The organism is Paraburkholderia susongensis (genome assembly GCF_900177725.1).
Lineage (GTDB): Bacteria > Pseudomonadota > Gammaproteobacteria > Burkholderiales > Burkholderiaceae > Paraburkholderia > Paraburkholderia susongensis.
The window spans coordinates 174,429-197,712 of sequence record NZ_FXAT01000002.1 but is presented as its reverse complement, the minus strand read 5'-3'; the positions used below and the strand labels follow the sequence as shown (position 1 = coordinate 197,712).

The window sequence follows — 23,284 nt, the reverse complement described above, 5'->3', positions numbered from 1 at the left end:
GTCGATCACGCGATAGCCCGCTCGACGTTGAACGCGAAGCTGCGCTCGAAGTCGCCGGGCCGCACGATGCGGTGTGAGCCGTTGTCGTCGCTGCGCTCGGCGACCGCCACGCCGATCACCTCGCCATACCCGGTGACGCGCAGCGCGGTCGTGCTGCGCGTGCCGTAATCCGGCGACTCGATAAACGCCGCCGACAGCACCCGTTCGCGTTCGAGCGAAATGCCGGTGGACGGCAGTTCGTCGTCGCGCGCGAGACGCGGATCGCGCATCAGATCGATCAGACGTTCGAGCGGCGGCATCGCATCGCGTGCGAGCAGCGCGCCGAGTTCCGTGCGCTTTCTGACGAGCTTCGGCCACGCGGTATCGAGCACCGCGTTCGAGATGCCGTGCGTGCCCGGCGCGAGCAGTGCGGGTCCACGACGGGCGCTGTCGCGATTGCAGTACCAGGCGAGTTCGCGGCGCGTCCAGTCGCCGACGAGCAGATTGAAGCCGTTGTAGAGGTCGCCGTTTTGCGCGACGTGCCGCAGATAGTCGAGCGGCGTTTTGTGCGGATTGCCGCTCGGGTTCTGCGTCGTGTCGCTCAGCCAGTCGCTGACGAGCGTGCCGCGGGTCGGCGCATCGGCGCGCATCTCGGCGGGCGCGCGGTAATTGGTCAGCGCGGCGAAGCGGCCATCGCGCGACATGCCGAGCCACGTGCCGCCGCCCACCAGATCGCGGCCCGCCAGCACGGCAGGCGCGTCGTGCCACCAGCCGATCGGTTCGGCCGCGCGGCGGAAGAATTCGTCGCGGTTGGCGGCGAGCGTGAAGAGCGGGCCATCGACCGCGTCGGGTCGCCAGTCGAAAACGATCAGGCACATCGGGGACGTCTCCCGGTGAGAACATGGGCGGCAGTCAATAAAAAGCGGCGCCCGATTGCGCCGCTTCGTATCGTGCCCGACCGCTCAGACTTCAGCGGGCAAGCCGTAGGGCAATGCGATGAAGCGCAGCGCGGGACCATCGGCCGCGCCCAGGTGCACCGTACCGCTTTCGAGCGCCGCGAGCTTGACCTCGGCGAGCAGATCGACGCCGCCTTCCTGCGCCGACGCCGCGTTCACGATCATCCCGCACGGCTGAGCCGGATCGTCCGAGTGGAACAGTTCCGTGCCGGGCCGCACCGCCTCCAGTTCCCCGGCCACGTTGGCGAGCGACGTGCGCCGCTTGATCGTGCCGCGATACTGGCTGCGCGCGACCACTTCCTGGCCCGGGTAGCAGCCCTTGCGGAAATTGACCGCGCCGAGCACGTCGTAGTTGACCATTTGTGGCACAAACTGCTCGACGACCGGCTGCGTGATGCGCGGCTCGCCCGCGCGGATGTCGAGCCAGTCCCAGACCGCCGGCGACACGCGCGTGAGCTTGTCGTCGAGCGAGGGCTGCAGCGCCTCGACCTGCGCCTTCGGCCCGATCCACAGATAGCGCAGCCGCTCGAACGCGTCCGGTACGCGGATCAGCGAACCCGCCGCGCCGTCCACCTGCACGTGCACGCCGTCGGGCAACGCGTCGAACACGCCGGACAGCGCGCGGCGCACGTCGCCCGCGAGACCGACCACGGCGAGTTCGCCGCTCGCGTCCGCGAGCTTGGCCTTCGCGCGCAGCACGAACATCGACAGGCGCTTCTGTACCGCAGCCTGCACGTCTTTCGACACCAGCAGGCGGATCGCGTCGCCGCTGCGCCAACTGAGGAACGAGGCAAGCAGCCGCCCCTTCGCCGAGCAGTAGCCGGTGAGGCGCGCGTGGGCGGCATCGAGATGCTGGACGTCGTTGGTGAGCTGGCTGTGCAGGAAGCTCGCCGCATCGTCGCCGGTGGCCTCGATCACGCCGAACTGCGTGAGCGGCATATAGGCGCCGTGTTCGAGCACGGCCGCGAATTCGCCGGCCGGCGGACGGGGCAGCACCGGCAGTGCGGCGGGTGCGGCTGGAGCCGCGGGCGCGATACCGGCAGCGGTACCCGGGGCGTCTGAAGCGTCTGAAGCATTAGCGAGCGGTGTGTTCATGGATTCCCGGAACAGTCAATTCTGACTTTGGCTAAGGCAAACAGTCATTATATTCAGTCCAACCCTGCCACGTTTCGCATGCCCCTAGTGAAAGTAAGCCTTGGCAGAGGCTTACGCAGCAAGGGTTTGTACGGCGGCCGCCTCCGGTTGTGCCCAGATTGTGACCATGTGGGCATGTTCTGCCAGGTGGTCCGGTGCCAGATGGGCATACCGGAGAACGTGCTCATACTTCGCCCACCCGCCCAATTCCATCAGCCGATTAAGTGGTGTCCCCGCTTGAACGTGCCAACTTGCCCAGGTGTGTCGTACGTCATTTGACAGAACGCTGTGCTTCGCAACGCGCCAACGGCTGTTCAATGTCGGGTATGCGACGACGCTGGAATCGCTGAAGGCGATCTAGATTCGTTCAAGGATGGCAGTAGATTGCCCGAGCGGCGCGCCTCCGCCGATGCCAACGTTGCCGTTGATATATTCGACCACCCGAAACCCGATCCGCTGCGCCCAGGCGTCAATAACGCTACGCTCAATGAACGAGTTCAAGGGAGTCTGCACATCCATCCGCTGATGATGGATCGTGTGTTCAAAAATACTCCAGTGTCCGGCGTCGGCGAACTCGAGGAAGGAAAAGACCACTCGACCTCCCGGCTTTACCGCGTGCCGCATAGCCTCAAGATACTGATACGTTTCGTGGTGAAGTAAGTGCGTAAAAACGCTGAATGCACACGCAACATCCACTGAGGAATTTTCAGCGGGAATAGACAGCGCTGCATGCTTGATGAATCGATAATGTTCGGGAGATTTCGTTTTTGCGTAGTCGAGCAGCGCTTGTACGATGTCAGTGCCGAGATAGTCAAGATCCATCCCTGACCTGCCAAGTGCGCTTGCCAGCCGGCCGCTTCCGCACCCCAGGTCAAACACTGCCATGCCATCTTTCAGTCCGGCGTGCCTGAGGATATTCAATTCCATTTCGCCTACATCATCGTAGCTTCCGCCTACGGCTCTCGCCATTGCTTCGTCTATTGGATACTGCTTGACAAGATTATCAACAAACCTTTCGTAATCTTCGACGAAATGAAATTGCGCCATGTTTGTCTCCTCGTGTTCGTGTAATAGGCACGCCATCGTCTTACTCCGGAATGATTGCGTCAACCGATCTCGGCACAGTGCGCCCGATACGTGTCCACATCTATACAATACGGTGCGGAAATGGCCTAAAAAGCTGCAAACCGGCACTGTCCCAAAGCTGACCGGGGCGAGACATTTTCTTTATAAATCAAGTGTTTGCTGCTTAAACCCTAAACGTTACCTGTCGTGTCCCTTTTGAAGAAATGTTTCATCGCCGGCGCAATCGTCGTTGTGCTGGCCGCGGCGGCCATCGCCGCTGGATATCATTGGGCCACGAGCCCGCTCGAACTGACCCCGGCGCAACTCGACGTCACCGTCAAACCGCACAGCAGCCTGCGCAGCGTCGCGCTGCAGCTCAATCGCGGCGGCGTGCCGCTCGAGCCCGAACTGTTCGTCATGATGACGCGGCTGCTCGGGCTGCAAAGCGAGCTGAAGTCCGGCAACTACGAGTTCAAGAGCGGCATCACGCCGTATGAGGTGCTGCAGAAAATCGCGCGCGGCGATGTCAACGAATATGTGGCGACGATCATCGAAGGCTGGACCTTCAAGCGCATGCGCGCCGAGCTCGATGCGAACCCCGCGCTCAGGCATGACACGTCCGGCATGAGCGACGCCGACCTGATGACGGCGATCGGCGCGCCGGAGGCGTCGATCGGCAACGGCGAAGGGCTGTTCTTCCCCGACACCTATCTGTTCGACAAGGGCACGAGCGATCTCGACATCTACCGCCGCGCGTACCGCCTGATGCACGTGCGTCTCGACGAGGCATGGCTCGCGCGCGCGCCGAACCTGCCGTACAAGACGCCGTACGACGCGCTGACGATGGCCTCGATCATCGAGAAGGAAACCGGCAAGCCGGCCGACCGGCCGCTGGTTGCCGCGGTGTTCGCGAACCGCCTGCGCGCGGGCATGCCGCTGCAGACCGACCCGAGCGTGATCTACGGAATGGGCGAGAGCTACACCGGCCGCATCAGGAAGAAAGACCTGCAGACCGACACTCCCTACAATACCTACACCCGCATGGGTTTGCCGCCTACGCCGATCTCGCTGCCGGGCGTCGCGTCGCTTCAGGCGGCGCTGAATCCGGCGCAAAGCAACGCGCTGTACTTCGTGTCGCGCGGCGACGGCAGCAGCATCTTTTCTGACACGCTCGGCGAACACAACAAGGCCGTGGACAAATACATTCGAGGGCAATGATGGCGCGCGGCAAATTCATCACGTTTGAGGGTATCGACGGCGCGGGCAAGACCACCCATCTGGGCTGGTTTCGCGAACGGCTCGAGGCGAAGGTCGCGGACACGGGCCGCGCGGTCGTCATGACGCGCGAGCCGGGCGGCACGCCGCTTGGCGAGCAGATTCGCGAGATCGTGCTGCATCAGAAAATGGATCTCGAAACCGAGGCGCTGCTGATGTTCGCGCTGCGCCGCCAGCACCTGGCCGAAGTGATCGAGCCGGCGCTCGCGCGCGGCGACTGGGTGCTGTCGGACCGTTTCACCGACGCGACGTTCGCGTATCAGGGCGGCGGCCGCGGCTTGCCGCGCGACAAGCTCGAAACGCTCGAACGCTGGGTGCAGGGCGGGTTCCAGCCCGACCTGACGGTGCTGTTCGATCTGCCGCCCAACGTCGCGAACGAGCGGCGCAGCGCGGCGCGCAATCCGGATCGTTTCGAGAGCGAATCGGCGGCGTTTTTCGAGCGCACGCGCGCCGAATACCTGCGCCGTGCGGAAGAGGCGCCGTATCGTTTCGCTATCATCGACTCTTCGCAGAGTATCGTCCGTATTCAGAAGAAGCTCGAAGAATTGATCGCAGTGCTTTGATTTAAAAAGAATATAATTTCAACTTATAGCACCGAAGCAAGTTCGCGTCATATCTGAAGAAGAATTTTCAACCTATTGATTCAAAAGAGAAACGATGATTTATCCGTGGCAAGCCGATGACTGGAACCGCCTGCAGCAGCTGCGCAGCCACTGGCCGCATGCATTGCTGCTGCATGGCCAGGCGGGCATCGGCAAGCTGCGCTTCGCGCAGCACCTCGCTCAGGGGCTGCTGTGCGAGGCGCCGCAGGCCAACGGCGAGCCGTGTGGCGCCTGCGCGGCCTGCAACTGGTTTGCGCAGGGCAATCATCCCGACTACCGGATCGTCGTGCCCGAGGCTTTGGCCGCCGAGGCCGGCCCCGCAAACTCCGCCAGCGCCGCCGACGAAAAGGCCGACAAAGCCGACGGCGACGAAGGCAAGAAAACGCGCACGCCGAGCAAGGAAATCAAGATCGAGCAGATTCGCGGCCTGCTCGATTTCGTCGGCGTCGGCTCGCACCGCGGCGGCGCGCGCGTGGTCGTGCTGTATCCGGCCGAGGCGCTCAATGTCGCGGCCGCCAACGCCTTGCTGAAGACACTCGAAGAGCCGCCCGCGGGCGTCGTGTTCCTGATGGTGTCGGCGCGGATCGACCGCCTGCTGCCCACCATCATCAGCCGCTGCCGTCAATGGCCGATGAGCGTGCCGGCGCCGGAGGCGGCCACGCAGTGGCTCGCCGCGCAGGGCGTCGGGGAGGCGCGAGCGTTGCTCGCCGAAGCCGGCGGCGCGCCGCTCGCCGCGCTTGCGCTCGCCAGTGACGAAAACCGTCCGCTGCGCGACTGGACGCTCAAGCAACTGGCGGCCGGCGCCGGGTGCGATGCGTTCGCCTGCGGCGAGGCGCTGCAAAAGCTGCCGGTGCCGCTCGTGCTCGGCTGGCTGCAACGCTGGACGTACGACCTGCTCGCGCAGTGCAGCGCGGGCGCGCCGCGTTATTTCCCGCAGGCCGAGGCGGCGCTCGCGCGTTGCGCGGCGCAGGCGGACGCCAGTGCGTTTGCGCGCTTCTTGCGCACCGTGACGCGCCAGCGCGCGGTCGAGAACCATCCGCTGAATGCGCGCCTCGTGTTCGAGGAACTGTTTATCGGCTATCGCGCGCTGTTCGCGTAAGCCTCGCTGTTTGTCCGTTCACCCGTTCACCCGTTCACCGCTTGCCCGTTCATTCGTTCGTCTTTTTTCAGACATCCCAGCCAACAACACCATGAGCCTTTCCTACCGCGATGCCACGCTCGACGATCTGCCAGCGATCGTCGCCATCTACAACTCGACCGTCGCGTCGCGGCAAGTCACGGCCGACCTCGAGCCGGTCAGCGTCGAAAGCCGCCTCGCGTGGTTTCAGGCGCACGGCCCGCAGACGCGTCCGCTGTGGGTGGTCGAAGATCCGCGCGAGCCGGGCCGGGTGATCGCGTGGCTGAGCTTTTCGGATTTCTACGGCCGTCCGGCCTATCAGCGCACCGCCGAAGTCAGCATCTATCTCGACGAACGCGCGCGCGGGCAGGGCCTCGGCAAGCAGTTGCTGGCCGCGTCGCTCGAAGCGGCGCCGGGCCTCGGTATCGACACGGTGCTCGGTTTCGTATTCGGTCACAATGACGCGAGCATGCGGCTCTTCCGCGGCTTCGGCTTCGACGTGTGGGGGTCGCTGCCGCGCGTCGCGGTGCTCGACGGCGTCGAGCGCGATCTGGTGATCCTCGGCAAGCGTCTCGGGGCGCAGAACGCGGGCTGATTCGCCTGAGCCGGCGGGCAACCCCAGCCGCCGGACCTATTTTTCGCAGGATCTCATCATGTTTGTCGACTCGCACTGCCATATCAACTTCGAAGGACTCGCTGAGCGTCTGCCGCAACTGCTCGAGAACATGCGCAGCCATTCGGTCTCGCACGCGCTGTGCGTCTCGGTTGATCTGGAAACGCTGCCGTCCGTGCTCGATATCGCCGGGCGCTACGAGAACATCTACGCGTCGGTCGGCGTGCATCCCGATCACGAGGACATGCGCGAGCCGAGCGTGGCCGAGCTGGTCGAGCTGGCCGCGCATCCGAAGGTGGTCGCGATCGGCGAGACGGGCCTCGACTATTACCGTCTCGAAGGCCGCTCGATCGCCGACATGGAGTGGCAGCGCGAGCGCTTTCGCACGCACATCCGCGCCGCGCACGCGACGCAAAAGCCGCTGATTATTCACACGCGTTCGTCGTCGGAAGATACGCTGCGCATCATGGCCGAGGAGCGCGCGGGTGAGACGGGCGGCGTCATGCATTGCTTCACCGAGCCATGGGCCGTCGCCGAGCAGGCGCTTGCGCAGAATTTTTACATCTCGCTATCGGGCATCGTGACGTTCAAGAGCGCGACCGACGTGCAGGACGTCGCGCGGCGCGTGCCGCTCGAGCGCTTGCTGATCGAAACCGATTCGCCGTATCTTGCGCCGGTGCCGTATCGCGGCAAACCTAATGAACCTGCGTACGTAAGTTATGTCGGACGCTTCATTGCGCAGCAACGCGAGATGCCGGACGAGGCGCTGGCCGCCGCGACCACGCAAAACTTCTTCAGGTTGTTCAGGATTCCCGCGCCAGCCGGTGCGTGAGCGTAAAGTCGAGTAACATCAAAGGGATAGGGAAGTTTCCTAAAGCAATATATGAAAAATATTTCGATGTCGTCCGCTGCTTTCCAACAGACTTCGGTGAGATCCGCCGGCGTGAGCCGTGGCCTTGCCTCCGCGCTCGCGCCTATGCGCCGCGCGGCCTTCGCGGCCACGCTCGCGTGCGCCGCGCTGGGCTCGCTCGTCGCCGCACCCGCGCACGCGGCGCCGATCGACACGCTCATCAAGGCGGTCAAGTTCGACGACATCGACGGCGTCAACAAGCTGCTCGCGAAGGGCATGGATCCGAACAGCGTCGACAACCAGGGCATGCCGCTGCTCGTGATCGCCGCACGCGAAAAGTCGGACAAGGTGGGCGCGGCGCTCGTCGCCAATCCGAAGACCAACATCGAGATCGAGGACAAGGCCGGCGAAAACGCGATGATGATGGCCTCGCTCATGGGCGATATCAACTTCGTGAACCTGCTGCTCGCGAAAGACGCCGAAGTCAACAAGAAGGGCTGGGCGCCGCTGCATTACGCCGCCGCGAACGGTCACGACGACATCGTCAAGCTGCTGCTCGATCGCTCGGCCTACGTCGATGCGGGCTCGCCGAACGGCACCACGCCGCTCATGATGGCCGCGCGCGGCGGCCATGTGTCGACGGTGAAACTCCTGCTCGACAACGGCGCTGACCTCACGGTGAAGAACCAGGTGGGCATGACCGCGCTCGACTTCGCGAAGCAGTACAAGGAGCCGGATGTCGTCGAAGGGCTGACGGCGCGCATGCAGCAAACGCAGCAGCAGAAATAATGGCGCGACACGCGCGGCGAACCGGGGTCATGCGAGGCGCATCTCACGGCACTGTGCGTGGCTCCGGCTCGCCGCCGGTTTGTCCGTACGCAGCGGCAGCCGGCCTGCTGCCGCTACGTAAAACAGTGCAGAATGACGACTTCGGCGCGCCGCATGGCGCGCCACCTGGACGCGGCGAAAGACCGCGTGATAAACAAACCTGGAAAGGAACACCATGCTGCGGGCTTTGATTTTCGCCGGCGCGCTCGCCTTGCCGCTTTCGGCAGCCGCGTTTACGGGAGGCGACCTCAACAAGCTGTGCACCAAGACGGACGTGGCTTCGCGCAGCGCCTGCGCGGCCTATATCGAAGGTGCGGCCGACGGCGTTTTCAACACGATCGACGCGATCGGCGGCACCACGGGTCCGCGTGTCGGCCAGTATTTCTGCCTGCCGCCGGACGCACGCTCGGCGCAGTTGACCGACGCGGTGCGCCGCTACATCGCCGATAACCCGAACGCCGCGGGCTACAACGCGAGCACGGCGATCTCGCTGGGACTCGGCAAGGCATTCCCCTGCAGGAGCGGCGATTGACGGCCGCGTCCGGTATTGCGTCCGGCGTATTGCGTCCGGGTACGACATGCGATACCGCGCCCGGGTGCCCATCGCGGGCGCGCCGGGTATCAAGGCCGTCGTTCCCCATCATGCGGGGATGAGCGCCTGAGCTGTCCGTAGTCCCGCAGGCATATCGCCGTTGCTCGAGCCCGGAGGAAGATGTCCGTTATGCCTACTTTCGACGACTTCAGCTACGTGGCCGCCGCGCCGCTGCACTCCTGGTTCGGCGCGCTGATCATCACCGCCATCGTGACGGTGGCGGCCATCGGCATTCACCGGTTCGGCTCGCGCGTGGTCAGGCGCATTGCGCAACCTCATGCGGTCACCAGCGTGGTGCTGCGCTACATCGACAAGCCGTCGCTGTTCGTCCTCGTGATCTTCGTGTTCGCGTGGGTCTGGTCCGAAGCACCCGATTCCCTCAACTTCATCGAACCCGTGCGCGACGTCACGTCGATCGCGCTGATCGCCGCGCTCACGTGGCTGTCGGTGCGCTCGGCGGCGGCGATCGGCGAAGCGATCATTCGCGCCCATCCGCTCGATACCGCCGACAACCTGCATGCGCGCCGCATCCACACGCAGGCGCGCGTGCTTGCACGCTCGGTGATGATCGTGATCGTGATCGTCGGCGTGGGCGGCGCGCTGATGACCTTGCCGAACGTCCGGCAGATCGGCGCGAGCCTGCTTGCGTCGGCCGGTGTGGCCGGTCTCGTCGCCGGTATCGCGGCGCGGCCGGTGCTCGGCAACCTGATCGCCGGTTTGCAGATCGCGCTCTCGCAACCGATTCGCCTCGACGACGTGGTCGTGATCCAGGGCGAGTGGGGGCGCATCGAGGAGATCACCGGCACGTATGTATCGGTGCGTTTGTGGGACCAGCGCCGGCTGATCGTGCCGCTGCAATGGTTTATCGAAAATCCGTTCGCGAACTGGACACGCAGCAGCTCGCAGATCATCGGTACGGTGTTCCTGTTCGTCGACTACCGCATGCCGCTTGCGCCGCTGCGCGAAGAACTCGCGCGCATCGTCGAGAGCGCGCCCGAATGGGATCGCCGCGTGCAGGTGCTGCAGGTCACGGAAGGCACCGAGCGCGCGATGCAGTTGCGCGCGCTCGTCAGCGCGCCCGATTCCGGCCTCGCCTGGGATCTGCGCTGCCGGGTGCGCGAAGGCTTGCTCGATTTCATTCAACGGCACTATCCGGAATATCTGCCGCGCGCGCGTGCCGAAGTGTCGGCGGAACTCGAAACGGGCGAAGGCGATTCGGTCGACTGGCTGCCGCGCGGCAGGCAGGCGCCGGCCGGCAGCACCGCCGCGCATACCGAAGCCGATCCGGTGGCAAGCCGCATCGGACGGCCGGGCGCGGCCGACGCCGCGCAGAAGGCGAAGGAAAAGGCCTAGCCGCGCGCGGTCGGCGCGGCTGACCGGCCGGGTGCGCAGCTTGCTACCTGCGCATGAGCGGCCGCACCCACAATGAGGCGCTGCGCCGTGCAAACCAACGGAGGACATGCAACATGGGCCGACTGATCGTCGTGTCGAATCGCGTCGCGACGCCGACTGAAACCAAAGGATCGGCGGGCGGGCTCGCTGTCGGCGTATTCGGCGCGTTGAAGGACGCGGGCGGCGTATGGTTCGGCTGGAGCGGCGACGTGGTCAGCGAGACCGTCGCCAATGCGGGGCCGGTGCTCGAACAGGACGGCGCCGTGACCTTCGCGACCGTCGGCCTCACGCGCAAGGACTACGACCAGTACTACCGCGGTTTTTCCAACGCGACGCTGTGGCCCGTGTTCCACTATCGCAACGACCTCGCGCGCTACGAGCGCGAGGAGTACGCGGGCTACCGCCGCGTGAACGCATGGCTCGCGCACAAGCTCGTCAAGCTGCTCGAACCCGACGACATCATCTGGATTCACGATTACCATCTGATCCCGTTCGCCGAGGCGCTGCGCAACGAGGGCGTCACGAACCGCATCGGCTTCTTCCTGCACATTCCGTTTCCCGCGCCGCAGATTCTGCTCAACATTCCGCCGCACGAAGAACTCGTGAAGTCGCTGTCGTGCTACGACCTGCTCGGCTTCCAGACCGCCACCGACCAACTGGCGTTCCACGATTACGTGACGCGCCATGCACGCGGCACCGTGAGCGCCGATGGCGTCGCCGAGGCGTTCGGGCGCAAGCTGCGCACCGGCGTCTACCGGATCGGCGTGTTTCCCGACGAGATCGCCGAGCAGGCGAAGCGCTACGAAAGCCGCCAGCACGTGCTCGACCTCAAGCAGAGCCTCGAAGGGCGCAAGCTCATCATGAGCGTGGACCGGCTCGATTATTCGAAGGGGCTCGTCGAGCGCTTCCGCGCGTTCGAGCTGCTGCTCGAGCGCTCGCCCGAATGGCGCGGCAATGTCACGCTCGTGCAGATCGCGCCGCCGACCCGCTCGGACGTCGCGACCTATCAGAAGATCCGCCACGACCTCGAATACGAAGCAGGACGAATCAACGGCCGCTATTCGGGCCTCGACTACACGCCGATCCGCTATCTGAACCAGCAATACGACCGGTGGAAGCTGATGTCGCTGTTTCGCGAATCGCAGATCGGCTTCGTCACGCCCTTGCACGACGGCATGAATCTCGTCGCGAAGGAATACGTCGCCGCGCAGAACCCCGACGACCCCGGCGTGCTCGTGCTGTCGATATTCGCGGGCGCGGCCGCGGAGCTGTCGGGCGCGCTGCTCGTCAATCCGCACGACGCGGTCGGCATGTGCGAGGCCTTGCAGCGCGCCTTGCAGATGCCGCTCGACGCGCGCCAGCGGCGTCACGAGATCAACATGGCGGCGCTGCGCAAGAACGATCTCGGCGTATGGCGCGACACGTTTCTCGACGATTTGCGCAGCGTGCCGGTGCGCAAGCCGGGCGAGGGCGGCGGCCACAAGTGACGGCGCGCGGTTCTGTGTTTCGACCCGCATATCCATGGATGTAAGCCGAATGTAACAGCGCCGAGCAAATGCAAGACCGGCGGCTTTTCTCCTGACGCCAGGGAATAATGGGTCACCGATGAGTCATTGCGGACGATGCGTACGCCTTATGCGAACCGTGCATTGATCGGACGTCATGGCGCTGTCATACTCGGCCGTCGCCGACGCGCATCGCCACGAGGCGCCAGCCGCCGGTTCATGGAGACACAATATGAAGATTGCGCAGATCGCCCCCCTGACCGAATCCGTGCCGCCGAAGCTTTATGGCGGTACCGAGCGCGTCGTGTCCTACATCACCGAAGCGCTGGTCGAGCAGGGCCATGACGTGACGCTGTTCGCGAGCGGCGACTCGGTCACGAGCGCGAAGCTCGAAGCCGTCTGGCCGCGCGCGTTGCGTCTCGATCCGGGCATTCGCGACCGCATCGCGCCGCACATGCTGCTGATGGAACTGGTGCGCCGCCAGGCCGAGGACTTCGACGTGCTGCATTTTCACCTCGACTATTACTCGTTTTCGGTCTTCAAGCGCCAGGACACGCCGTTCGTCACGACGATGCACGGCCGGCTCGATCTGCCCGAGCAGCAGCCGGTGTTCGACACCTTCAATACCGCGCCGGTCATCTCGATCTCGAATGCGCAGCGTCATCCGCTGCCGCAGGCACGCTGGCTCACCACGGTCTATCACGGCTTGCCCGAGCAGCTTTATACGCCGCAGCCGGTCGAGCAGAAATACCTCGCGTTTCTCGGCCGTATTTCGCCGGAAAAGCGCGTCGATACGGCCATTCGCATCGCCGGGCGCTGCGGCATGCCGATCCGCATCGCGGCGAAAGTCGATGCCGCCGACCATGAATACTTCGAGCGCGATATCCGGCCGTTGCTCGATCTGCCGTATGTCGAATACATCGGCGAGATCGCCGATGGTCAGAAGGCCGAATTTCTTTCCGGCGCGCATGCGCTGCTCTTTCCGATCGACTGGCCGGAGCCGTTCGGTCTCGTGATGATCGAGGCGATGGCGTGCGGCACGCCGGTGATCGCGTTCAACCGCGGTTCGGTGCCGGAAGTGCTCGAAGAGGGCGTGACGGGCTTCATCGTCGAGGATGAAATCGGCGCGGTGGCGGCGGTCAACCGGCTGCACAAGGTGCCGCGCGCAGGCGTGCGGCGGCGCTTCGAGGAACGCTTCACCTCGCACCGGATGGCGCGGCAATACGTGGAGGCTTATCAGTCGGTGATCCGCGCGCAGAAGCGTTCGCGCTTCAAGGTGATCGATACGTCAGGAGGCTGACGGATAGCGGAAGAAGGGAAGAGGGAGAGCGAAGCAAAAGAAAAAGGGCGGCGGTGTGATATGCACCGCCGTTTTCATTGCCACGAATGCACTCAGACCCGCGCTCAGATCTTCAGGCGCGTGACCTTCGTGCCTTGCAGCGACAGGTCGCCCATCAGGCCGGAATTGGTCAGCACGAAGACCTGCACCGGAGCGGTGGCCGTGGTCGTGTCGATCGCGCCGTTCGCGCCGACCTTCACGAGCGCGACGGAGGCATCGCCGCCGACCGACCAGCCGTCCGCGTTGCGGAATTTGTCGAGCGAGTCCTGCGTCATGAACAGGAAGATGAGCGCCTTCGACTGCGCACCCGCCTGCAGGCCGAACGAGCCGGATGCCGTGCTGTAGTAGCCGACCGTCGCTCCGCCCACGCGCAACGCGCCTTCGCCATACTGGCCGCCGACGATGAGGCCCGCCTGCAGCACCGACGGGAACACGAGCACGCCGCGCGACTTCGACACCAGCTCACGCGAGCCCGGCACGGTCGAGAACAGCCGGGACATCGTGCCGTCGACGCTGGCGTCGATCGACTGGCGTTTCGAGGCGTTGGTGGCGGCCGTATCGTGACCGCTGCTGCCCGTCGTCGTGCAGCCGGCGAGCGCGAGGCCTCCGAAAGCGAGCGCAGTGGTCGTCTTCAACATGAAGTGTCGTCTTTGCATCGTTTTTTCTCCGTCGTGGATCCGGGGCGCAACCGCGGGTGGTCCCGCCGGGTTGCCATTGAGTTATAACACACACGAACATAAAAGGCGCGCCGCGTGGCAACGCGAAAAGCCTTGTGAGAAGGGGCTTCGAGGCTGTTTTAGAGATCTCTTCGAGTAATTTTGACCGGGCTCGGGAGGGCTTCGGAATCGATCGGTATTCCCGATTGCACGCGCGGTGAACTTCGCCGCTCACCCGTGATTCGCCGGGCTCTTGACCGGCGGCGGGCGCCGCAACGCGCGGCGCACCATGCCGATGATCACACCGATCGCGAACAGAATCGCCGCCGGCACGACCCAGTAGCCGACGAACGCGTGCCACAGATAAGCCATCAGCGTCGAGCGGCGCACGCTGTATTCGTTGATCGCGTCCTGCTGACGCGGTGCATTGGCGGCCAGCACGTCGGCCGGACAGCCGGCGGCTTTCGCCTCGTCGGGCTTGCCGTGGCAGTGCGCGGGCGCGCCGGCTGCGCGTTGCGCGTCGGTGAAATTCCAGCTGGTCAGCGCGCGGTCGAGATCGACGGCGTTATACGACATTTCCTCGCGGATCTCGTTGATGGCAACGATCGCCACGGGCACGGCCCAGAATATGATGACCACCAACCACCGCCTTAGCCAGCGGTTTTTATGCTTCGATACCATCCTTGCCTCCGATCGATGCTCAGCAGCACGAACGACAAGATGGCGGCCCGTTTGATCCGGTTGATTTCTGTATGTGAGGGTGGGCCGTCTCCGCAGCCATCATAGAAGAAAACGGCGCATTCGGGCGGGCGGACTGCGAAGGAGGGGGAAAGCGCGAGCCGTGCCGTGAAGCGCGGGCGGGTTCCAAGGAGGGATGCGCCGGCGCCGCGTTCGTCGCGCGGCGCCGGCTGGCTTCGGTTCCGACTCCGGTTCTGATGTCGATTCCGGCGTCGATTCCGGCGTCGACTGCGGTGCCTAGTTGGCCGGCGCCGACGACAGGCAGGTCTTCATGAACGCCTTGCGGTCGTCGCCTTTCTTGTCGGCAGCCTGCTTGTTGCACATCTTCATCTTGTCCTGCTGGCTCATCGGCCCGGCGGCGGCCGGCTTTGAGGACAGGCAGGTTTTCATGAACGCCTTGCGCTCGTCGCCCTTCTTGTCGCCGGCCTGCTTGTTACAGTCGGCCATTTTGGTCTGCTGGCTGTTCTGCGCGAACGCCGGCGACACGAGCACCGCACCTAACACCAGCGCAGCGATAGCGGATTGGATTTTCATGGGACACTCCATCGGTGGTGAAAACGTTTTTGGTCGTTCATGCGCGCGGGCGTCGACGGCAATCCAGGGCCCTCGCCGCATCCATTATGGCAAATGCCGTCTGCGAGAACGGACCAAAGCACCTTCCGGTTGACAGCGGCCGCAGCTCGTTTTCCCTTAGGGACCGGGCGAAACGCGCGCTTCGCGTTTGAAACGGCCGAATGGAAATGCGCGAGAATTATGCTATGCAATGCTGACTAATCCAGCCGGCCATTTCAAGCGAATTGAATCACCCGCTATTCGGGACGTCGCCTGAAAAACAACGGATAAACGGCGGATGCCTTTTGCATTGCTGCGAGTGCAAATGAATAGAAAATAAGCAGGAAATTCGCTGAATAGCGGCATGCGTAATATTGACCTGAAGCGTGCCGGTCCAGTGTCATTTTTCCCTTTGCTGCCAGCCCAAGGAGGCTCGCCATGCACTACCTGCTGATGTACGACCTTGTGGACGACTATCTCGAGCGGCGCGGCGAGTATCGCGACGCGCATCTGAAGCTCGCGTGGGCCGCGGCGGATCGCGGCGAACTCGTGCTGGCCGGCGCGCTGGCCGATCCTGCCGACGGTGCCGTGCTGCTTTTCAGCGGCGCGTCGCCAGCGCTCGCCGAAGCCTTTGCCAAGGCGGATCCGTACGTGCTCTCCGGACTCGTGACGCGTTGGCGCGTGCGCGAGTGGAGCACCGTCGTGGGCGAGCACGCGTCCAAACCGGTGCGCTGACGGCGCGGACCAACACGGCAACATCGAACAGGTAAGGCATCGAAAGACGCGCTGCCTGATGAGCACGTGCGGGCGCACGCGGCACATGCGGCTCGCATACAGGGCGCGTGCGCGCTCCTTATCGCGCGGTTTCCACGACGCGCACACGTCGCCGAACGGCGATCCCACCCGCCGCATCCGTCATTCACGGACTGCCAGAAAGCATCGAAATGCTGCCCGGTTCGATAAACGAATTTGTAAATGCCATTTCTATCGAATATATTTCATTGTGCTATGCAATAGGCCGATTCGATGCCGGATAAGATGGCATTTCTGTTACGGCAATACGTGAATCGACGCAGCGAAAAGGACAAGATTGTTTCTATCCGTAACACTTGTCTCAATCATATTCAGGCCCTGGTTGGGATGGTATGCTTCGTGCACAAATTCTCCCATGCACGAGTGAGACCGCGTTTTGTGCTTCGCAATAGGGATGAACCGCACCAAGTCCGGGCGGTATCGACCAGCCAGCCGAACGTACAAAACAAATTTGTGCAACCGGGGGTCGCACACGGATCGTGAACGCTGTGAATCCGTGGCCGGCCCAACGCCGCGGCCAGGCCAGGCTGCGTGGAGAAAATCCAATGTTTTTCGATGAACTAAACAATGACGAATGGATGCTGCTTGCGCCGCTCGTCTCCGACGAGCCGGCCGTCCGTCTGAATCGCCGCGGCCGGCCGCGCGCCGAACCGCGTATCGTGGCGAATGCCGTGCTGTGGATTCTGACCACCGGCGAGCCCTGGTCGAAGCTGCCGGGCCGTTATCCGTCCGGCCCCACGTGCCGGCGCCGGTTTGAAGAATGGCAGCTGAACGGCACGCTGCTCGAGATGGTCCGTCTGCTGTCGCAAACCGGGCGCACCTTCGCCTATATTCCCGAACCGGTGCCGCCCGTCGTGGCCAAACCCGCCGCGCCGGTCGCGCCAACCCCCAGCACGCGCGACGAAAGCCTGCGCGGCGTGTCGTGGAAGAGTCCCGAGTCGTGGCAAGCGCCCGGTGCGTCGAACGCGCTGAGTCAATGGCGCTCGGCCGATCCGATCGCGGATATCACACGGCAACTGTCCGGTCTCGCGCATGCGCCCGCGGCGAGCGCCGCGGGCGACACGCAGCCCGCGCCGATGCAAGCCGATCCGCGTGCACAACAGGCAGACGCGGCGCTCGATGAGCGCGCGGCAAACCCTGCGTACATGACGAGTGCGGCGGCGGACTACGAGGTTTCCGCGTCGGCATTCGCACGTCCCATGCACGCGCTGGACGATCAACGCGCGTCCCTGTCGATGAGTCTCGCGCCGAGCGGCATGCAGGTTGCCGATCCGCGCGGTTATCTGATCTACGTCGTGGTCGAGCAGGTGCCCAGCGCGATGTATCGCGCGTGGGCCGAAATCATGAAGGACGGCAAGCGCGTCGAGCGCTCGGGCCTCGTCGGCCCGCGCTTTACCGATGCGCAGGACGCGCAGCAGTACGCGCTCGACTGGGCGCGTCAGTGGATCGATCGCGAATGCCTGACGCAGGCGGCCGCGGCGGCACAGATGTCTGCTGCGCCGGCCGGAACCGCGGTAGCGACGGCGGCTGCAAGCATGGCGGCATCGGCGCAGAGCGCTCCGGCCTATGCGCCGAGAACGGCGGCGCGTCCGCTGCCCGCATTGCGGCATGTGCCCGAACCCGCTTCGAGCAACGCCGCGACGAATGCAGCGGTCAATCACGGCCAGCCATTGCATGGCCCGCTGAACGCGTTTCGCGGACCGCTGCGCCGCTATCCCGCCGAGCCGCCCGCTGCAACGACGGGTGCGGGCACGGTGAGCGGAGTCTCCAGCGTGACTGCCGACGGCACTCAATCAGACCGTTTTTCACCGTCATACAAGGAATTGATCTCGCACGTGGGGTGAGTGCGAGGTGAGTGCAGCAGTCCCCCGCGGCCGCACAGCGCCGCCGCAGGTTTCCGCTTCATTGCAGTGACCCGGTGTCAGGATCACTGCGCAGGTTCACTCTGCCCAGACTCACTGCCGTCCATAGGTATCGTCGAAGCGCACGATATCGTCTTCGCCGAGGTACGAGCCCGACTGGACCTCGATCATTTCGAGCGGCATCTTGCCCGGGTTCTCGAGGCGATGCGTGACGCCCAGCGGAATATAGGCCGATTCGTTTTCGGACACGATAAAGCGCTCTTCACCGCGCGTGACGAGCGCCGTGCCGCGCACGACGATCCAGTGTTCGGCGCGATGATGATGCATCTGCAACGACAGCCGCGCGCCGGGCTTCACGACGATGCGCTTGACCTGGAAGCGCTCGCCGGTATCGACGGAATCGTAGTTGCCCCACGGACGATGCACCTTGCGATGGTTGGCCGCTTCGAGCCCGCCGTCCTCGCGAATCCGGTTGACGATCTTCTTCACGTCCTGCACGCGCGACTTGTCGGCGACGAGAATCGCATCGGCGGTTTCGACCACGACGAGATCCTGGGTGCCGACGCAGGCAATCAGGCGTCCTTCGGAATGCGCGAAGGTCGAGCTTGCGCCTTCGAACATCACGCGGCCGCGGCGCACGTTCCTGTCGGCGTCCTTCTCGGAGATATCCCAGATCGCATCCCAGGAACCGACGTCGGACCAACCGGCGCGCAGCGGCACGACCACGCCCGATGCGGCGTTTTGATCACCGCCGAGCCGTTCCATCACCGCGTAGTCGATCGAATTCGACGGCGACGCGCTGAATGCATCGCGTTGCAGACGGAAGAAGTCGCCGTCCGCCTTGCCGCCTGCGAAGGCCGCTGCGCACGCTTCGTAAATGGCCGGCTGGAAATGGCGGATCGCCTTTAACCACGTCGAGGCGCGCATGATGAAGATGCCGCTGTTCCACCAGTATTCCCGCGATTCGATATACCGCTGCGCGAGTTCCAGATGCGGTTTCTCGACGAAGCGGTCGAGCTGATGAGCGACGAGCGGCGGCGACGATTCGTTCTCCGTAGCGTTCGGGTCAGCAGAAATGCCGGGCGTGGAAGAGGTGGCGTCGTCGGGGGCCGGGGCGAGTGCCGCGCCGATGCGAATATAGCCATAGCCGGTTTCCGCGCGCGTCGGCACGATGCCCATCGTGACGATATGACCCGCCGCCGCATGCTGCACGCCGGCTGAGACTGCCGCATGAAAGCCCGCGCTGTCGGTGACCGCGTGGTCGGCGGGCATCACGACCATGATGCCGTCCTCGTCCTGCGCGGCGACGGAGAGCGCCGCCACCGTCAACGCGGGTGCGGTGTCGCGGCCGATGGGCTCGAGAATCAGCCGGGTCGGCTTGCCGCTCGTGCGCAACTGTTCGGCGGTCGTGAAGCGCTGCTCTTCGTTGGCGACCACGACGAGCTGTCCGGCAAGCGGATAGCCGGCCTCGAGTCCGTCGAGGCGGCGGGTGGTGGATTGCAGCAGAGACTCTTCGCCGAGCAGGCCGATCAACTGCTTCGGATGCTGCTCGCGCGACATCGGCCACAGCCGTGTGCCTGAGCCGCCCGCGAGAATCACGGGATGAACCTTGAGCTTGACGTGAGTAGGCGTTGACGACATGGGGGACTGGGCTTGCGTGGGCCGGGTGCCGGCGGGGGTGACCGGGGCCGGAGCTGTCATGATGGACTCCTCGAGGCTGAATGAATGCGTCGAGTTTTATCACGAAGTTGCAAATCAATAAAAGCGCGTTAAATCCAGTAACGATAAATCGTGCAATTAAATCTGCTTTAAAAAGTCAGGAAAAATGTCCGCCATATTGAGTCAAAAATAAAAAATATCCGAAAAAATTGGCGGCGATTTTTTTACATCGATTTTTCGCGGCAGAATGGCGCCGGAGTTGATCGCGTAAGCTTCGTAGGGAACCTTGCCGGCGAGGTGGATGTACCTTACGGAAACGCCGGAAAGGCGTGCCGAACGCCTTTTCGAGCCCATATTCCGGCAACAATTGCCGGATAAAACTCAGAAAAAATACTGAAATTTTGACCGATACAATTTGAGATTTTTGCGGCCTTGCCGTACGAATTTTAATGCCGCTTTATCTATACCTGTACAAGGGTATTCACTCATTCCGACTCGGCTTTTCCAATCCGGCCATTTGGACGATCGGCGCGTCGATCGGTGGATTGGAAATGAAGGCGCAAAGCAGCACGACGCGCACCGGCACCCGGCTCTTATCAGTTTCGCGTCGCGCATCGACTCGCGCGATGCGGCTGCCGGCGTTGCGCGCAGCAGAGCGGAATCGAAGCGCAGGAGACGTGCAATAGACGTGCAAGACGAATTTCAACTAACCGACGGATGGCACTTGACTGACGAACTGAGGGGCAGCGCATGCTGAGTGTTCTAGCGAGAATCATCGACATCGCCATGGTCGCGCTCGGCGCTGTCCTGGCGGCGGCCGTGCACAGCGGGAAAGTGGCGTGGCTCGACGACATGCAAAGCGTGTCGCTCGCATTCGGCTGCCTGCTCGTCGTGGTGTTTTTTCCGGCGCTCGGGATCTATCAGTCGTGGCGCGGCAAGCCGCTCTACGATCTGCTCTCGCGCGTCGCGGGCGGCTGGCTCATGGTCGAAGTGGCCGGCGTGCTCATCAGCTTCAGCGTGCACCGCTCGGACAGCCTGTCGCGGTTGTGGCTCGTGTATTGGGCCGTCGCGACGATCGTGCTGCTCGTCGTCACGAAGGCGATCGTGTATTCGATTCTGCGCGGACTGCGCCGTGAGGGCTTCAATCAGCGCGCCGTGGCGATCGTCGGCGGGGCGCCGTATGGGCGTTTCCTGATCGAGCAGATGCGCGGCCGTCCGGAAGCGGGCTTCGCGCCCGCCATCGTGTTCGACGAGAACAGCACGATCAATCACTACGAAGACCCCGACGCCGCGCGCGAAATCGACGGCGTGCCGGTCGAGCGCGACTATCAGCGCATGATCCAGCTCGTGCGTCAGCGCGCGATCCGCGAATTGTGGCTCGCCTTGCCGATCTCGAAGGAGAAGGAGATCCATCGCTTCGTGATGGATCTGCGCAACGACTTCGTGAACATCCGCTTCATTCCGGACGTGGGCAGCCTCACGCTGTTCAATCAGCCGATGGTCGAGCTGCTCGGTGTGCCCGCGATCAACCTCGCTGCGTCGCCGATCACCGATCTGCGCGTGCTGCCCAAGCGCGTCTTCGATCGCGTGTTCGCGCTCGGCGCGCTGCTCGCGCTGTCGCCGCTGATGCTCGTGATCGCGGCGCTGGTGAAACTCAGCTCGCCGGGACCGGTGTTCTTCCGCCAGAAGAGGAAGGGCATCGATGGCAACCAGTTCGAAATCTACAAGTTCCGTTCGATGCGGGTCCACAAGGAAGAGGCCGGCAAGATCACTCAGGCGACGCGGCGCGATCCGCGCATTACCGCGGTGGGCGCGTTCCTGCGCCGCACGAGCCTCGACGAATTGCCGCAATTCATCAACGTGCTGCGCGGCGAGATGTCGGTGGTCGGTCCCCGCCCGCATGCGCTCGAACACGACGACATCTACAAGGATCTGGTGAAGGGCTACATGCACCGCTACCGGATCAAGCCGGGCATCACCGGCTGGGCGCAGATCAACGGCTATCGCGGCGAAACCGACCGCATCGAAAAGATGATGGGCCGCGTGAAGCTCGATCTGTACTACATGCAGCACTGGACCTTCTGGCTCGACCTCAAGATCGTCGCGCTGACGCTGTGGAAGGGCTTCGTGGGCAGCAACGCTTATTGAACGTCGAGCGCGTTGCCTTGCTCACACGACGCAGGGCAACGCGTCACGCGAGCGCATTCCTGAATCAACTCCATTTTCCGAGGTGTAATACATGAACCTGACGATCATCGGTAGCGGCTACGTAGGCCTCGTGACGGGCGCATGTCTGGCCGACATTGGCCACGACGTGTTCTGTCTCGACGTCGATCAGCGCAAGATCGACGTGCTCAACGGCGGTGGCGTGCCGATCCACGAACCGGGTCTGCAGGAGATCATCGCGCGCAACCGGCGCGCGAAACGCCTGACGTTTTCCACCGACGTCGAGGCCGCGGTCGCGCACGGCGACATCCAGTTCATCGCGGTCGGCACGCCGTCCGACGAGGACGGTTCCGCCGATCTGCAATACGTGCTCGCGGCCGCGCGCAACATCGGCCGCCATATGACGGGCTTCAAGGTGATCGTCGATAAATCGACGGTGCCGGTCGGCACGGCCTCGCGCGTGCGCGACGTGGTCGCGGCCGAATTGGCCGCGCGCGGCGCCGACCACATGTTCTCGGTCGTCTCGAACCCGGAGTTCCTGAAGGAGGGCGCGGCCGTCGACGACTTCACGCGGCCCGATCGCATCGTGATCGGCTGCGACGAGGACGTGCCCGGCGAAAGGGCGCGCGAGCTCATGAAGCGCCTCTATGCGCCGTTCAACCGCAATCGCGAGCGCACGCTCTACATGGACGTGCGTTCGGCCGAATTCACGAAGTACGCGGCCAATGCGATGCTCGCCACGCGCATCTCGTACATGAACGAACTCGCGAATTTGGCCGATCGCGTCGGCGCGGACATCGAGGCGGTGCGCCGCGGCATCGGCTCCGATCCGCGCATCGGCTACGACTTTCTGTATGCGGGCTGCGGCTATGGCGGCTCGTGCTTCCCGAAAGACGTGCAGGCGCTGATCCGCACCGCGGCCGATCAGGGCGCGAACCTGCGCATTCTCGAGGCGGTGGAAGCGGTCAACGACGCGCAGAAGCAGATCCTCTCGCAGAAGATCGTCGCGCGCCTCGGCGAGGATCTGTCGGACCGGACGTTCGGCGTATGGGGCCTCGCGTTCAAGCCGAATACCGACGACATGCGCGAGGCGCCGAGCCGCGTGCTGATCGCCGAACTGCTGCGGCGCGGCGCGCGTGTGAAAGCGTACGACCCGGTCGCGATCGACGAATCGAAGCGCGTCTTCGCGCTCGATCTGAAGGACGTGCCGCAGCACCAGGCGCGGCTCTCGTTCGTGAACGAAGAGATGGAAGCCGCGACCGATGTCGACGCACTCGTGGTCCTTACCGAGTGGAAAGTCTTCAAGAGCCCCGATTTCGATTCGCTCAATCGGGTGATGAAAACGCCGCTGATTTTCGACGGCCGCAATCTGTACGAGCCGGACGTGCTGCTCGAACTCGGCATCGAGTATCACGCGATCGGGCGGCAGCATGCGCTGCGCAGTGCGCCGGCAAGGGTCGGCGCGAACGGGTTCATGCAGGCCGAGGCGGCAGCCCCGAGGGCAGCCCCAAAGGCAGCCGAAACCGAAGCCGAATCATCGGTCCGTTAGGACAACCCCGGAATAATGCCTCGATCGCCGCGCCTCGAAGGA

Annotated in this window: 22 protein-coding genes and 1 pseudogene; 14 read left to right on the top strand and 9 right to left on the bottom strand. The window is 63.9% G+C overall.

The window, feature by feature from the left end; translation table 11 throughout:
• Nucleotides 1-5 precede the first annotated feature (5 nt).
• From B9Z01_RS06000 to B9Z01_RS05985, 4 genes and pseudogenes are all read right to left on the bottom strand, one after another.
• Nucleotides 6-857 carry an NRDE family protein gene (locus B9Z01_RS06000; RefSeq protein WP_085481344.1) on the bottom strand — a complete coding sequence of 284 codons (852 nt, stop codon included), beginning with the start codon at nucleotides 855-857 and terminating at the stop codon, nucleotides 6-8.
• Between the two features lie 84 nt (nucleotides 858-941).
• Complete coding sequence (gene ygfZ, locus B9Z01_RS05995) at nucleotides 942-2,030, bottom strand: CAF17-like 4Fe-4S cluster assembly/insertion protein YgfZ (protein WP_085481343.1); 1,089 nt, start codon at nucleotides 2,028-2,030, stop codon at nucleotides 942-944.
• A 111-nt stretch (nucleotides 2,031-2,141) separates the two neighbouring features.
• Nucleotides 2,142-2,345 (bottom strand): annotated as a pseudogene (locus tag B9Z01_RS05990) (tyrosine-type recombinase/integrase); the annotation flags it as partial.
• Between the two features lie 81 nt (nucleotides 2,346-2,426).
• Nucleotides 2,427-3,116 (bottom strand): class I SAM-dependent methyltransferase, encoded by a 690-nt coding sequence (locus B9Z01_RS05985; RefSeq protein WP_085482016.1) that lies wholly within the window; start codon nucleotides 3,114-3,116, stop codon nucleotides 2,427-2,429.
• 225 nt (nucleotides 3,117-3,341) lie between these two features.
• Here B9Z01_RS05985 and mltG point away from each other — a divergent pair, with 225 nt between their 5' ends.
• The 10 genes from mltG to B9Z01_RS05935 all read left to right on the top strand — a co-directional run bounded on the left by mltG (nucleotide 3,342) and on the right by B9Z01_RS05935 (nucleotide 13,208).
• The gene (gene mltG, locus B9Z01_RS05980) at nucleotides 3,342-4,352 is read left to right on the top strand and encodes an endolytic transglycosylase MltG (protein WP_085481342.1); all 1,011 of its coding nucleotides are present in this window, start codon (nucleotides 3,342-3,344) and stop codon (nucleotides 4,350-4,352) included.
• A complete protein-coding gene (gene tmk, locus B9Z01_RS05975; protein WP_085481341.1) occupies nucleotides 4,352-4,972 on the top strand; it encodes a dTMP kinase in 621 nt (206 codons plus the stop codon). The genes mltG and tmk overlap by 1 nt, the downstream gene beginning before the upstream one ends.
• Before the next feature lie 94 nt (nucleotides 4,973-5,066).
• On the top strand, nucleotides 5,067-6,110 hold the full coding sequence (locus tag B9Z01_RS05970) for a DNA polymerase III subunit delta' (protein WP_085481340.1): 1,044 nt from the start codon (nucleotides 5,067-5,069) through the stop codon (nucleotides 6,108-6,110).
• A 91-nt stretch (nucleotides 6,111-6,201) separates the two neighbouring features.
• Entirely contained in the window at nucleotides 6,202-6,723 is a 522-nt protein-coding gene (locus tag B9Z01_RS05965; protein ID WP_085481339.1) for a GNAT family N-acetyltransferase, read from the top strand.
• A gap of 58 nt (nucleotides 6,724-6,781) precedes the next feature.
• Nucleotides 6,782-7,573 (top strand): TatD family hydrolase, encoded by a 792-nt coding sequence (locus tag B9Z01_RS05960; protein WP_085481338.1) that lies wholly within the window; start codon nucleotides 6,782-6,784, stop codon nucleotides 7,571-7,573.
• 51 nt (nucleotides 7,574-7,624) lie between these two features.
• Nucleotides 7,625-8,380, top strand: a complete 756-nt coding sequence (locus tag B9Z01_RS05955) for an ankyrin repeat domain-containing protein (protein WP_085481337.1) — start codon at nucleotides 7,625-7,627, stop codon at nucleotides 8,378-8,380.
• A gap of 214 nt (nucleotides 8,381-8,594) precedes the next feature.
• Nucleotides 8,595-8,951 (top strand): Rap1a/Tai family immunity protein, encoded by a 357-nt coding sequence (locus tag B9Z01_RS05950; protein ID WP_085481336.1) that lies wholly within the window; start codon nucleotides 8,595-8,597, stop codon nucleotides 8,949-8,951.
• A gap of 189 nt (nucleotides 8,952-9,140) precedes the next feature.
• On the top strand, nucleotides 9,141-10,364 hold the full coding sequence (locus B9Z01_RS05945; RefSeq protein WP_085481335.1) for a mechanosensitive ion channel family protein: 1,224 nt from the start codon (nucleotides 9,141-9,143) through the stop codon (nucleotides 10,362-10,364).
• 113 nt (nucleotides 10,365-10,477) lie between these two features.
• Nucleotides 10,478-11,890, top strand: coding sequence for an alpha,alpha-trehalose-phosphate synthase (UDP-forming) (otsA, locus tag B9Z01_RS05940; protein ID WP_085481334.1), 1,413 nt, complete (start codon nucleotides 10,478-10,480; stop codon nucleotides 11,888-11,890).
• Between the two features lie 250 nt (nucleotides 11,891-12,140).
• Complete coding sequence (locus B9Z01_RS05935; RefSeq protein ID WP_085482014.1) at nucleotides 12,141-13,208, top strand: glycosyltransferase family 4 protein; 1,068 nt, start codon at nucleotides 12,141-12,143, stop codon at nucleotides 13,206-13,208.
• 104 nt (nucleotides 13,209-13,312) lie between these two features.
• On the opposite strand, the gene B9Z01_RS05930 is transcribed toward B9Z01_RS05935, so the two are convergent.
• The 3 genes from B9Z01_RS05930 to B9Z01_RS05920 all read right to left on the bottom strand — a co-directional run bounded on the left by B9Z01_RS05930 (nucleotide 13,313) and on the right by B9Z01_RS05920 (nucleotide 15,175).
• Nucleotides 13,313-13,903: a BPSL1445 family SYLF domain-containing lipoprotein gene (locus B9Z01_RS05930; protein WP_085481333.1), complete on the bottom strand. Its 591-nt coding sequence runs from the start codon at nucleotides 13,901-13,903 to the stop codon at nucleotides 13,313-13,315.
• A 231-nt stretch (nucleotides 13,904-14,134) separates the two neighbouring features.
• Nucleotides 14,135-14,584: a hypothetical protein gene (locus tag B9Z01_RS05925; protein WP_085481332.1), complete on the bottom strand. Its 450-nt coding sequence runs from the start codon at nucleotides 14,582-14,584 to the stop codon at nucleotides 14,135-14,137.
• Between the two features lie 294 nt (nucleotides 14,585-14,878).
• Entirely contained in the window at nucleotides 14,879-15,175 is a 297-nt protein-coding gene (locus B9Z01_RS05920; protein ID WP_085481331.1) for a PsiF family protein, read from the bottom strand.
• A 456-nt stretch (nucleotides 15,176-15,631) separates the two neighbouring features.
• Here B9Z01_RS05920 and B9Z01_RS05915 point away from each other — a divergent pair, with 456 nt between their 5' ends.
• On the top strand, nucleotides 15,632-15,928 hold the full coding sequence (locus B9Z01_RS05915) for a YciI-like protein (protein ID WP_085481330.1): 297 nt from the start codon (nucleotides 15,632-15,634) through the stop codon (nucleotides 15,926-15,928).
• Nucleotides 15,929-16,551: 623 nt separating this feature from the next.
• Nucleotides 16,552-17,850 carry a transposase gene (locus B9Z01_RS05910; RefSeq protein WP_085481329.1) on the top strand — a complete coding sequence of 433 codons (1,299 nt, stop codon included), beginning with the start codon at nucleotides 16,552-16,554 and terminating at the stop codon, nucleotides 17,848-17,850.
• Between the two features lie 111 nt (nucleotides 17,851-17,961).
• Here B9Z01_RS05910 and B9Z01_RS05905 read toward each other — a convergent pair whose 3' ends face one another.
• Nucleotides 17,962-19,569 carry a mannose-1-phosphate guanylyltransferase/mannose-6-phosphate isomerase gene (locus tag B9Z01_RS05905; RefSeq protein WP_085481328.1) on the bottom strand — a complete coding sequence of 536 codons (1,608 nt, stop codon included), beginning with the start codon at nucleotides 19,567-19,569 and terminating at the stop codon, nucleotides 17,962-17,964.
• A gap of 439 nt (nucleotides 19,570-20,008) precedes the next feature.
• The gene (locus B9Z01_RS34685) at nucleotides 20,009-20,233 is read right to left on the bottom strand and encodes a hypothetical protein (RefSeq protein ID WP_143808840.1); all 225 of its coding nucleotides are present in this window, start codon (nucleotides 20,231-20,233) and stop codon (nucleotides 20,009-20,011) included.
• Between the two features lie 44 nt (nucleotides 20,234-20,277).
• On the opposite strand from B9Z01_RS34685, the gene B9Z01_RS05900 reads away from it, so the two are divergent.
• Nucleotides 20,278-21,675 (top strand): undecaprenyl-phosphate glucose phosphotransferase, encoded by a 1,398-nt coding sequence (locus tag B9Z01_RS05900; protein ID WP_085481327.1) that lies wholly within the window; start codon nucleotides 20,278-20,280, stop codon nucleotides 21,673-21,675.
• Between the two features lie 91 nt (nucleotides 21,676-21,766).
• Nucleotides 21,767-23,242: a UDP-glucose dehydrogenase family protein gene (locus B9Z01_RS05895; RefSeq protein WP_085481326.1), complete on the top strand. Its 1,476-nt coding sequence runs from the start codon at nucleotides 21,767-21,769 to the stop codon at nucleotides 23,240-23,242.
• The last annotated feature ends 42 nt before the right edge of the window (nucleotides 23,243-23,284 follow it).

What these genes read in the sequence shown, in the direction of transcription:
- B9Z01_RS06000 (WP_085481344.1), bottom strand. Translation starts at nt 857, where the DNA reads ATGTGCCTGATCGTTTTCGACTGGCGACCCGACGCGGTCGATGGCCCG.
- ygfZ (WP_085481343.1), bottom strand. Translation starts at nt 2,030, where the DNA reads ATGAACACACCGCTCGCTAATGCTTCAGACGCTTCAGACGCCCCGGGT.
- B9Z01_RS05985 (WP_085482016.1), bottom strand. Translation starts at nt 3,116, where the DNA reads ATGGCGCAATTTCATTTCGTCGAAGATTACGAAAGGTTTGTTGATAAT.
- tmk (WP_085481341.1), top strand. Translation starts at nt 4,352, where the DNA reads ATGGCGCGCGGCAAATTCATCACGTTTGAGGGTATCGACGGCGCGGGC.
- B9Z01_RS05970 (WP_085481340.1), top strand. Translation starts at nt 5,067, where the DNA reads ATGATTTATCCGTGGCAAGCCGATGACTGGAACCGCCTGCAGCAGCTG.
- B9Z01_RS05965 (WP_085481339.1), top strand. Translation starts at nt 6,202, where the DNA reads ATGAGCCTTTCCTACCGCGATGCCACGCTCGACGATCTGCCAGCGATC.
- B9Z01_RS05960 (WP_085481338.1), top strand. Translation starts at nt 6,782, where the DNA reads ATGTTTGTCGACTCGCACTGCCATATCAACTTCGAAGGACTCGCTGAG.
- B9Z01_RS05955 (WP_085481337.1), top strand. Translation starts at nt 7,625, where the DNA reads ATGAAAAATATTTCGATGTCGTCCGCTGCTTTCCAACAGACTTCGGTG.
- B9Z01_RS05950 (WP_085481336.1), top strand. Translation starts at nt 8,595, where the DNA reads ATGCTGCGGGCTTTGATTTTCGCCGGCGCGCTCGCCTTGCCGCTTTCG.
- B9Z01_RS05945 (WP_085481335.1), top strand. Translation starts at nt 9,141, where the DNA reads ATGCCTACTTTCGACGACTTCAGCTACGTGGCCGCCGCGCCGCTGCAC.
- otsA (WP_085481334.1), top strand. Translation starts at nt 10,478, where the DNA reads ATGGGCCGACTGATCGTCGTGTCGAATCGCGTCGCGACGCCGACTGAA.
- B9Z01_RS05935 (WP_085482014.1), top strand. Translation starts at nt 12,141, where the DNA reads ATGAAGATTGCGCAGATCGCCCCCCTGACCGAATCCGTGCCGCCGAAG.
- B9Z01_RS05930 (WP_085481333.1), bottom strand. Translation starts at nt 13,903, where the DNA reads ATGCAAAGACGACACTTCATGTTGAAGACGACCACTGCGCTCGCTTTC.
- B9Z01_RS05925 (WP_085481332.1), bottom strand. Translation starts at nt 14,584, where the DNA reads ATGGTATCGAAGCATAAAAACCGCTGGCTAAGGCGGTGGTTGGTGGTC.
- B9Z01_RS05920 (WP_085481331.1), bottom strand. Translation starts at nt 15,175, where the DNA reads ATGAAAATCCAATCCGCTATCGCTGCGCTGGTGTTAGGTGCGGTGCTC.
- B9Z01_RS05915 (WP_085481330.1), top strand. Translation starts at nt 15,632, where the DNA reads ATGCACTACCTGCTGATGTACGACCTTGTGGACGACTATCTCGAGCGG.
- B9Z01_RS05910 (WP_085481329.1), top strand. Translation starts at nt 16,552, where the DNA reads ATGTTTTTCGATGAACTAAACAATGACGAATGGATGCTGCTTGCGCCG.
- B9Z01_RS05905 (WP_085481328.1), bottom strand. Translation starts at nt 19,569, where the DNA reads ATGACAGCTCCGGCCCCGGTCACCCCCGCCGGCACCCGGCCCACGCAA.
- B9Z01_RS05900 (WP_085481327.1), top strand. Translation starts at nt 20,278, where the DNA reads ATGCTGAGTGTTCTAGCGAGAATCATCGACATCGCCATGGTCGCGCTC.
- B9Z01_RS05895 (WP_085481326.1), top strand. Translation starts at nt 21,767, where the DNA reads ATGAACCTGACGATCATCGGTAGCGGCTACGTAGGCCTCGTGACGGGC.